This window comes from uncultured Acetobacterium sp. (genome assembly GCF_927416815.1).
In the GTDB taxonomy this organism is placed as follows: Bacteria; Bacillota; Clostridia; order Eubacteriales; family Eubacteriaceae; genus Acetobacterium.
Genome location: NZ_CAKMJU010000107.1, coordinates 1 through 7,513 on the forward strand (window position 1 = coordinate 1; position 7,513 = coordinate 7,513).

Consider the following 7,513-nt stretch of genomic DNA (forward strand, 5'->3'; position numbering starts at 1 on the left):
AATTGAATAAAGCCGAAGTGATTATTCTGGATGAATATGGTTATGTCCCACTGGACCGAACGGGAGCACAGCTCTTGTTCGAAATCATATCCGATTGTTATGAACGTCGGTCTATCATAGAGCACATTGACCCATCGGGAAAATTCAAGGTTGGTATTAAGAATGATAGACCGACGTTCATAACAATCGGATATGATTTCGAACAAGAGCTGTGCTCCCGTTCGGTCCAGTGGGACATAACCATATTCATCCAGAATAATCACTTCGGCTTTATTCAGTTTTTTCAGAAAAGCGGTCAGGGTACCGGCTACTTTGGCTTCCGACAGTTTATTCACCAGAGCGGCCGTTCGAAAGAATTTAACCGGGATTCCCTGTCGACAGGCGGCAACGCCGAGTGCGGTTGACAACATGGTTTTACCGGTTCCGGTGCCACCATAGAGAATCAGATTCTTCTTTTCGTGGATAAAGGCCAGGGATTTCAGGCCTTCTGGAGTCAGATCCGAAGGCAGGGTGATTTCATCAAAGCGATATCCTTCAAAGGTGTGAATCCCATAGAAACCGGCGCTGGTAACCAACTTTTGGGTGCGGGTGAGTTCCCGGTAACGGAGTTCGTCACTAAGCAGCTGATACAGATATTCCTGGTGACTGCTGCCTTCGGTGGTTTGCGCCAACTCGGCCAGATTGCGACTCAGACGTAGCTTCCGGCAGCATTCAAAGATTTCTTTATCGAGCATATCCGTCAGCCCCCTTTCCCTGAAGCAAGATATCATAGGCCGTCAGATTGGGATGCATCGGGATCATTTTGGGAATGCCCGGAGCAAGGGTCATTGCAGGCAGCTCAGGTACATCCGAATACAGCCGCCGGTAAAGACTCTCCAGACTGTCGGCATCTCGCGCCTGATGAGCAATTGCATGGTTAACGGTATTTACGGCACTGTCAAAACCGGTGCGACTGGTCAATTCGGAAAGAACCTTGAGGATCTGTCCAACTTCGCTGCCTGAACAGGTGGCCAGATAGGTTTGCATGGTTTCCGGCATCAGCTCATAGATCCCAGTATATTTCAGGGCCCGGGGTCGCAGGGATAATTGTTTCAGATAAGGCAGCCAGTCCATCTGTTCCTGCCTGGTATCCCCATAAAGGCGCCGGTGCCGGACAATTTCCCGAAAATTTTCATCTTGAATGATCACCATTGCCGACGTTAAAACCAGATGAACCGGGCACTGGGCGTACTTTGGAGCTACCGAATAAGCATGCTGTCGTTTGTTCAGATAAATCCTGGCCCAGTTGTCGGCTTTGAGGGTTTGATGACCGGTGAGGTCAAACGCAATTCCGGGCAGTTTGTGGCAGGCCGTCAGATCAACCTGAAACCGCTCCTCGATGGTTTCATCGTAGCGATAATGGTTCCGCCGGGCATCTTTCTCACACTCTGTCAGCAACTGCCGGTTATAATCCGACAGCGACAGAAAGCGGGGAACCGGTACCATGAAGTTGCGACGCTGATAGCCGACCTTGTTTTCGACGTTTCCTTTTTCATGGCCGGCCCCGGGATTCATGAAGACGGCTTTAAAATGGTAATGCTCCCGGAACCGTTCGAATTTGTCAGTCAGTTTTCGCCCGCCACCACGGATAATCTCGGTAACAATGACTTTCGTGTTATCAAACCAGAGTTCCCTTGGCACACAGCCAATGTGGCGGAATATGGCATCCAGCCCTTCCAGCAGGCATTCCATATTTTCCCCGTAAAACAGTTGCAGATAGCCTTTATTGCTGTATGGAAAAGAGACCTCCAGGTATTTTCCAGTCAGTTTTTGGCCATTTTCATAAAACTCAGCCGTACCAAAATCAACCTGCGCTTCTCCGGGTTGATGTACCAGTGGCAGATAGGCCTGTTTATTCTGCTTGAATATTTCCCGGTGTTTCACTGCGTAATAGCTGGCGACCGTCCGATAGGAGCAGTCAAAATCGGGAATTTCGGCCAGCAGGCGATGAAATACCCGTTTAGCTGTATGGCGCTGTTTGCGTGGGGCTGATTTGTCCTCAATCAGCCAGGAATCGATCACCTCCTTGTAGGGATCCAGTTTGGGACAAAATTGTTTCGCCAACGCCGGCTTTGGCGGCGGGCTGTTAAAATCAGTCTGATCAATGTATTTGCGTACCGTTCGCCAATCCAGGTGCAACGCTTCCGCAATCTGGGAAATATTTTCCCCTTTCTCATAAAAACGATTTCTGATATCATGTATCTGATCCATTGTGAGCATTCTCCATTTCCTCCTTGTTCTTTGGTCAGATACAAGGATAATTGATTTGATTTTTGCCCACAATGGATTTTTGCAATATTGTGCATTTTCCAACTTGCAACACTATGGATTTTTGCTTTGCACCTTTCTGTATTTATATTTTACAACAAACAGTCCTCTAAAATTTTTATATAAGGTTTCAGTTTGTTAGTATTGAGATTATCAAATTCAGCAAAGACTTCTGATTGAGGAATATTTGGTATATCAATTTTTTTCATCTCTTTTTTCACTTTCTTTTTTTGTGAGTCTTTGAATCATAATTTGACCTAGAAATCCAACCTGTGAATCAAATTTTTCGAATGTCTTTTCGAATGTGTCTTCAATTTCTTCTTCTAATAATTTATAAAACCCTGTTTTCATTATTTCATATCCAAAAACTTCTCTAGTTAGTGAGTCTATATTTGATGCAAAAGTTTCCATATGTGGCCTTGAAAAATTCATTTCTCGTTGAGTTCTTTCGATTTTTGTGACACAATTGCTTGGCACTTCTTGAAGAACAATAGGAGAATGAGTTGCAATTATGGCAACTGCATTATATTTTCTTAATAAAAAAGACAATGTTCTTATATATGTTGATAACAGTGGCGGATGTAAGTGGGTTTCTGGTTCGTCTATTAAAACAATTGTTTTTTCAAAAACAGAGTTACATAAAAGGGTTAATGAAAGAATAATTATCATATGCCCTGAACTTAAATGTGTGAATTGATTTATTACATCGCTACTTTCTTTTTTTGATTCAATATATTCCTTTAAAAGATTTATAAATCCATTGTCATAAAACATTGGGTCACTGTTCAATAATTCACACATTTCTTTGTAGGCAATTATTTTGTTTCTATTTTTTTTAAGTTCTTCGATTATTATTTTGAATTCTTGCGCTAAATCTTTTTTAGATTTAATATTAAATCGTTCTTCTTCAGATTTATTATTAAATTGTTCTTCTTCAGGAGCTGAGTATTCCGACGATTTAGAGCCACTCAATCCGATGCGCAGAGCCATGTAATCCGACGCAGGGAGCCATCTGTTAAAAATTTCAAATCCGCTATAGAGAGCCACTAACGTAAGTATTAAAATGAAGCTACGGGATAACCGTGATACTTACGAAAGGAGGACATGTTAATGTCCAAAGAAAAACAGATTTTGCAGCTCCGCCTTGACGGATTCAGCCAGCGGAGAATTGCGGATACGTTAAAAGTATCCCGAAACACAGTAGCCAGGGTGGTAAAGGCCTGCGATGCCCACCCGATTAATGAGCAGGAGCTTCAGGCCATCGACGAATCAAAATTGCATCGTCATCTCTTTCCGGAAGAAACACAGATTCCGGTAATGACGCCCCCGGATTATGATTACATCCACAAGGAACTGATGAAAAATGGGGTGACCTTAAAACTGCTCTGGGAAGAATATCTTGACACATGCCGGCAGGCTCAAAAACCGCCTTATATGTATTCTCAGTTCTGCAAGCTTTATCAGGAGCATGTCAATCAGAACCGGCTCACCATGCATATCCACCATAAACCCGGGGATAAAATCATGGTTGACTGGGCGGGAACGCCCCTGCCGCTTTATGATCAGGTCACGGGAACAAGCTGTAAAGTTTATCTCTTTGTGGCAACCCTGCCATTTAGCATGTATTGCTATGCTAAAGCCTGTCTGACCATGAAGGAAGAAGACTGGATCAATGCCCATATCAGTATGTATGACTACTTTGGCGCATCGACCCGGTTGCTCATTCCGGATAATCTGAAAGTTGGCATTCTGAGTCATAAGAAGCATGAAGATCCCGTCATCAATCGGGCCTATCAGGAACTGGCTGATCATTATCAGATCGGGTTGTTGCCGGCCCGGATCTTATCTCCCAAAGATAAAGCAGCGGTGGAAGGTTCGGTTGGGCTGCTGACGAATCATGTGATGGGAAAACTCCGCAACCGGCAGTTTTTTAGTATCCATGAAATGAATCGAGCCATCCTGAAAGAGCTGGAGCGATTCAATCATGCCGATTTTCAGAAAAAGGATGGTTCCCGTTATTCGGTATTTCAGCAAGAAGAGTTACCCTTTATGCAGCCACTTCCGAAATTCCCCTTTGAGTTTGCCCAGTGGAAAACCGCCACGGTACAGCTGAACTACCATGTTGCAATCGATCATCAACATTATTCGATACCCTATGAATACGTCCGGAAAAAAGTCGATCTCCGCTATACCAGAAATATCATTGAGGTTTTCTATAAAGGAACCCGGCTTTGCAGCCATCGGCGTCTGTATGGCCGGCGGGGACAGTATTCAACCAATGTCGATCACATGCCGATCAACCATCAACTTTACAGTGAATGGGATTCGGCCCGATTTTTAAGATGGGCCGACGATATTGGCCCATCAACAAAAGCCGTGGTTCAAAAGATGTTCGATTCCTATCGGGTCGAGGAACAGGCCTACAAAGGCTGTTTGTCTCTCTTAAAACTGGCTGATCACTATTCAACGGAACGATTGGAAAACGCCTGTCAGGCGGCACTTGAATACATTCCCAATCCCCGCTACAAAAATATCAAACTGATTCTGGAGTCTGGACAGGATTCAGTCGCCAAAAATAAAAAACAAACATCATCTCAGTCATCTCCGGATGAGATCAACAAATATGCCTATGTCAGGGGACCGGCTTATTATGGAGGTGACAGCGATGAATAATGATACGCTGAAAAAGCTGAAAACCATGCGGTTGCCCGTTTTTGCCCAATGCTTTCAGAACCAGCTTGAAGATGAAATGACCTATCTTTCCATGTCATTTCAGGAACGTCTGGCTCTGATGGTCGATGCGGAGTATGATTCCCGACACAACAACAATATCAAACGACTCATCAAGGAAGCTAAATTTAATAATTCAGCAGCTTTTCTGGGAAATATCGAATATCTGCCGGATCGACATTTGAATCGCGAACTGCTGGAAAGTCTGGCAAGCAACGAATACATTCGCCAAGGGCTGAATGTCATTTTAGTTGGCGCCACCGGTTGCGGTAATTATGTAAAGTCATGCGTTATGTAAAGTTGAGGGCAGAAATCACTAAAAATCAAAGTTTTTTTGTCTTGAACTTTACATAACCCTATAGAATGTATTTAGAGCAAAGCTCAAATATTTCTATAGGAGGATGTAAACAATGGGAGGATTATTAACCCTTGAAGAACTGATTGATACAGTTCTTCAAAAAATGAGTGAAATGGACTACGCAAAACAAACAATTCTCAACTATCAGCGTTTTTACCGCCGATTTCTAAATTTTGCGAATGAGCGAAACGAAGTCTATTTCACCGAGGATCTTGGAAGCTCGTTTTTGTTGGAAAACTATGGTTGTACACATGATACTATCCACGAGAATTCACCAACAAAAAAGATCTGTGTACAGGTACGCTATATTCGCGTATTGGGGGATTATCAAATCCATGGGATTATTCTTCGCAGGAAGCTTGGTCCGACTGCGGCATCCGTTTGCCCGAAACAGTTTCAGACTGCCTTCAATGGTTACCTTGAAGAATGCAAAAGCAGAAATCTGTCCGAACAGGGAAACTATAGCAGAATGAATCGCATCAGACATTTTATTTTTTATCTGAATGAGCATGGGATTGATGACTGCAATCGTATCGATGCAACAATACTTGCAGAATATATCAGAACATTCATCAATTATTCAAGTAAGTCAGTGACTTCAACTATGGTAGCGATTCGTTGTTTTCTTCAATATCTTTACCTGAATGAACTGACTTCTCAGAATATGGCGGATTCCCTTCCAAAAATCAAAAACTACTATGCGCCAGCGATGCCAAAAACATGGAAAACTGAGGAGGTGACAAAAGTTCTTTCATGCATAGACCGTGGAAACCCTACCGGAAAGCGGGATTATGCGATTCTTTTAATGGTAGCAAGATATGGTCTTCGATGTTCAGATATTAAAAATCTTAAGCTCGAAAATCTGCAATGGCATGACAGTACAATCCAGATAATTCAGCACAAAACAGGCAATCCCGTATCGTTTCCCCTTCTTCGTGATGTTGGATGGGCTTTGATTGATTATTTAAAAACTGGCCGCCCGAGAACAAAATCCGAGTATGTATTCGTCAGGCATGTTGCTCCTTTTGAAGCATTTACTCCGAATTCAGCGTTAAGCAGGATTCTTGTAAAATATATCAGGGAAGCCGGTATTCCGGTTACAAGAGAAACACCATTGGGAATGCATTCTTTGAGACATACACTGGCGAGTACTCTCCTTGAGGAAAATATACCACTTCCTGTTATATCAGAAATTCTGGGCCATTCCAATCTCAAATCTACGGAAATTTATCTGCATATCGATTATGCCCGCTTGAGAGAATGTGCGCTCAATCCCGAGGAGGTGTTTGACAGATGAATAAACCGTTAACGCTTGAGAAGGTTGTATCACACTACATTGAAGAAAAACGTAGCCTCGGATTTAAGTATGACAAAAATGAGCAAGTATTAAACCGATTTATTCGCCTTGCAGAACAGGAGGGATATACAAAACCGCAACTGGATGAAGCACTTGTGACAATCTGGATTTCCAAAACAGTTTATGAGACAGAAAAGAACCGCCAATATCGCATTGGTGTTATACGGGGTCTGGCAGATTATATGATTCGACTTGGTTATCAGGCCTATGTTTATTCGGTGAAATCACGAATATTTCTAAACGACACCTACGAGCCACATATTTTTACCAATGATGAACTGGCAGAACTTTTCCAATCGGCAGCTAAAATGAGTGATACAGAGAAGTATCCATTTCGAAGCAGGCAGTATACACTGATCTTGAAGATGCTATACAGCACCGGCATGCGAAGTAGCGAACTTATGCAGTTGAAAAAGAATGATGTTGATCTTGATACCGGTATCCTCCATATTCGTGAAACGAAGTTTAAAAAGGAACGTTTCATCCCCCTTAATGAAACAATATTACAACAAAGTCGAAATTATGACCGATATATTCGCAGTTATGAACAATGGCAACAATCAGAGCATTTCTTTTTCAATAGTCAAGGCACATCTTTGAAAGATATCTATCATCCATATTGGATAGGCAACCCTTTTTTGGACAAAAATTACGCGGACATCATACACTTATAATCGACTGGTGAAAGATAGCCCAATGAGCCATGAATCCGATCATTATTAAACCAATGGACATAGTCAAATAATTGATATTCCAATGTT

General features: G+C 42.6%; 7 protein-coding genes and 2 pseudogenes. 5 read left to right on the plus strand and 4 right to left on the minus strand.

Going from position 1 to position 7,513, the window contains the following annotated elements:
- Window positions 1–17: 17 nt before the first annotated feature.
- Window positions 18–68 (plus strand): annotated as a pseudogene (locus QZ998_RS13725) (hypothetical protein); the annotation flags it as partial.
- Between the two features lie 45 nt (window positions 69–113).
- Here QZ998_RS13725 and QZ998_RS13730 read toward each other — a convergent pair.
- The 3 genes and pseudogenes from QZ998_RS13730 to QZ998_RS13740 form a co-directional block, all read right to left on the minus strand.
- Window positions 114–734 (minus strand): annotated as a pseudogene (locus QZ998_RS13730) (ATP-binding protein); the annotation flags it as partial.
- Window positions 724–2,250 carry an IS21 family transposase gene (istA, locus tag QZ998_RS13735; RefSeq protein WP_296561402.1) on the minus strand — a complete coding sequence of 509 codons (1,527 nt, stop codon included), beginning with the start codon at window positions 2,248–2,250 and terminating at the stop codon, window positions 724–726. The pseudogene QZ998_RS13730 and the gene istA (QZ998_RS13735), both read right to left, overlap by 11 nt.
- Before the next feature lie 252 nt (window positions 2,251–2,502).
- Entirely contained in the window at window positions 2,503–3,354 is an 852-nt protein-coding gene (locus tag QZ998_RS13740) for an AAA family ATPase (RefSeq protein WP_296561403.1), read from the minus strand.
- Between the two features lie 63 nt (window positions 3,355–3,417).
- Here QZ998_RS13740 and istA (QZ998_RS13745) point away from each other — a divergent pair, with 63 nt between their 5' ends.
- From istA (QZ998_RS13745) to QZ998_RS13760, 4 genes are all read left to right on the plus strand, one after another.
- Window positions 3,418–4,980 carry an IS21 family transposase gene (gene istA, locus QZ998_RS13745; protein WP_296561404.1) on the plus strand — a complete coding sequence of 521 codons (1,563 nt, stop codon included), beginning with the start codon at window positions 3,418–3,420 and terminating at the stop codon, window positions 4,978–4,980.
- A complete protein-coding gene (locus QZ998_RS13750; RefSeq protein WP_296561405.1) occupies window positions 4,973–5,335 on the plus strand; it encodes an ATP-binding protein in 363 nt (120 codons plus the stop codon). Before istA (QZ998_RS13745) ends, QZ998_RS13750 begins: the two co-directional genes overlap by 8 nt.
- A gap of 112 nt (window positions 5,336–5,447) precedes the next feature.
- On the plus strand, window positions 5,448–6,692 hold the full coding sequence (locus QZ998_RS13755) for a site-specific integrase (protein WP_296561406.1): 1,245 nt from the start codon (window positions 5,448–5,450) through the stop codon (window positions 6,690–6,692).
- Complete coding sequence (locus QZ998_RS13760) at window positions 6,689–7,426, plus strand: site-specific integrase (RefSeq protein WP_296561407.1); 738 nt, start codon at window positions 6,689–6,691, stop codon at window positions 7,424–7,426. The genes QZ998_RS13755 and QZ998_RS13760 overlap by 4 nt, the downstream gene beginning before the upstream one ends.
- On the opposite strand, the gene QZ998_RS13765 is transcribed toward QZ998_RS13760, so the two are convergent.
- Window positions 7,402–7,513: IS3 family transposase (locus QZ998_RS13765; protein WP_296561408.1), on the minus strand; the 112-nt coding region annotated here is incomplete at its 5' end. The genes QZ998_RS13760 and QZ998_RS13765 overlap by 25 nt on opposite strands.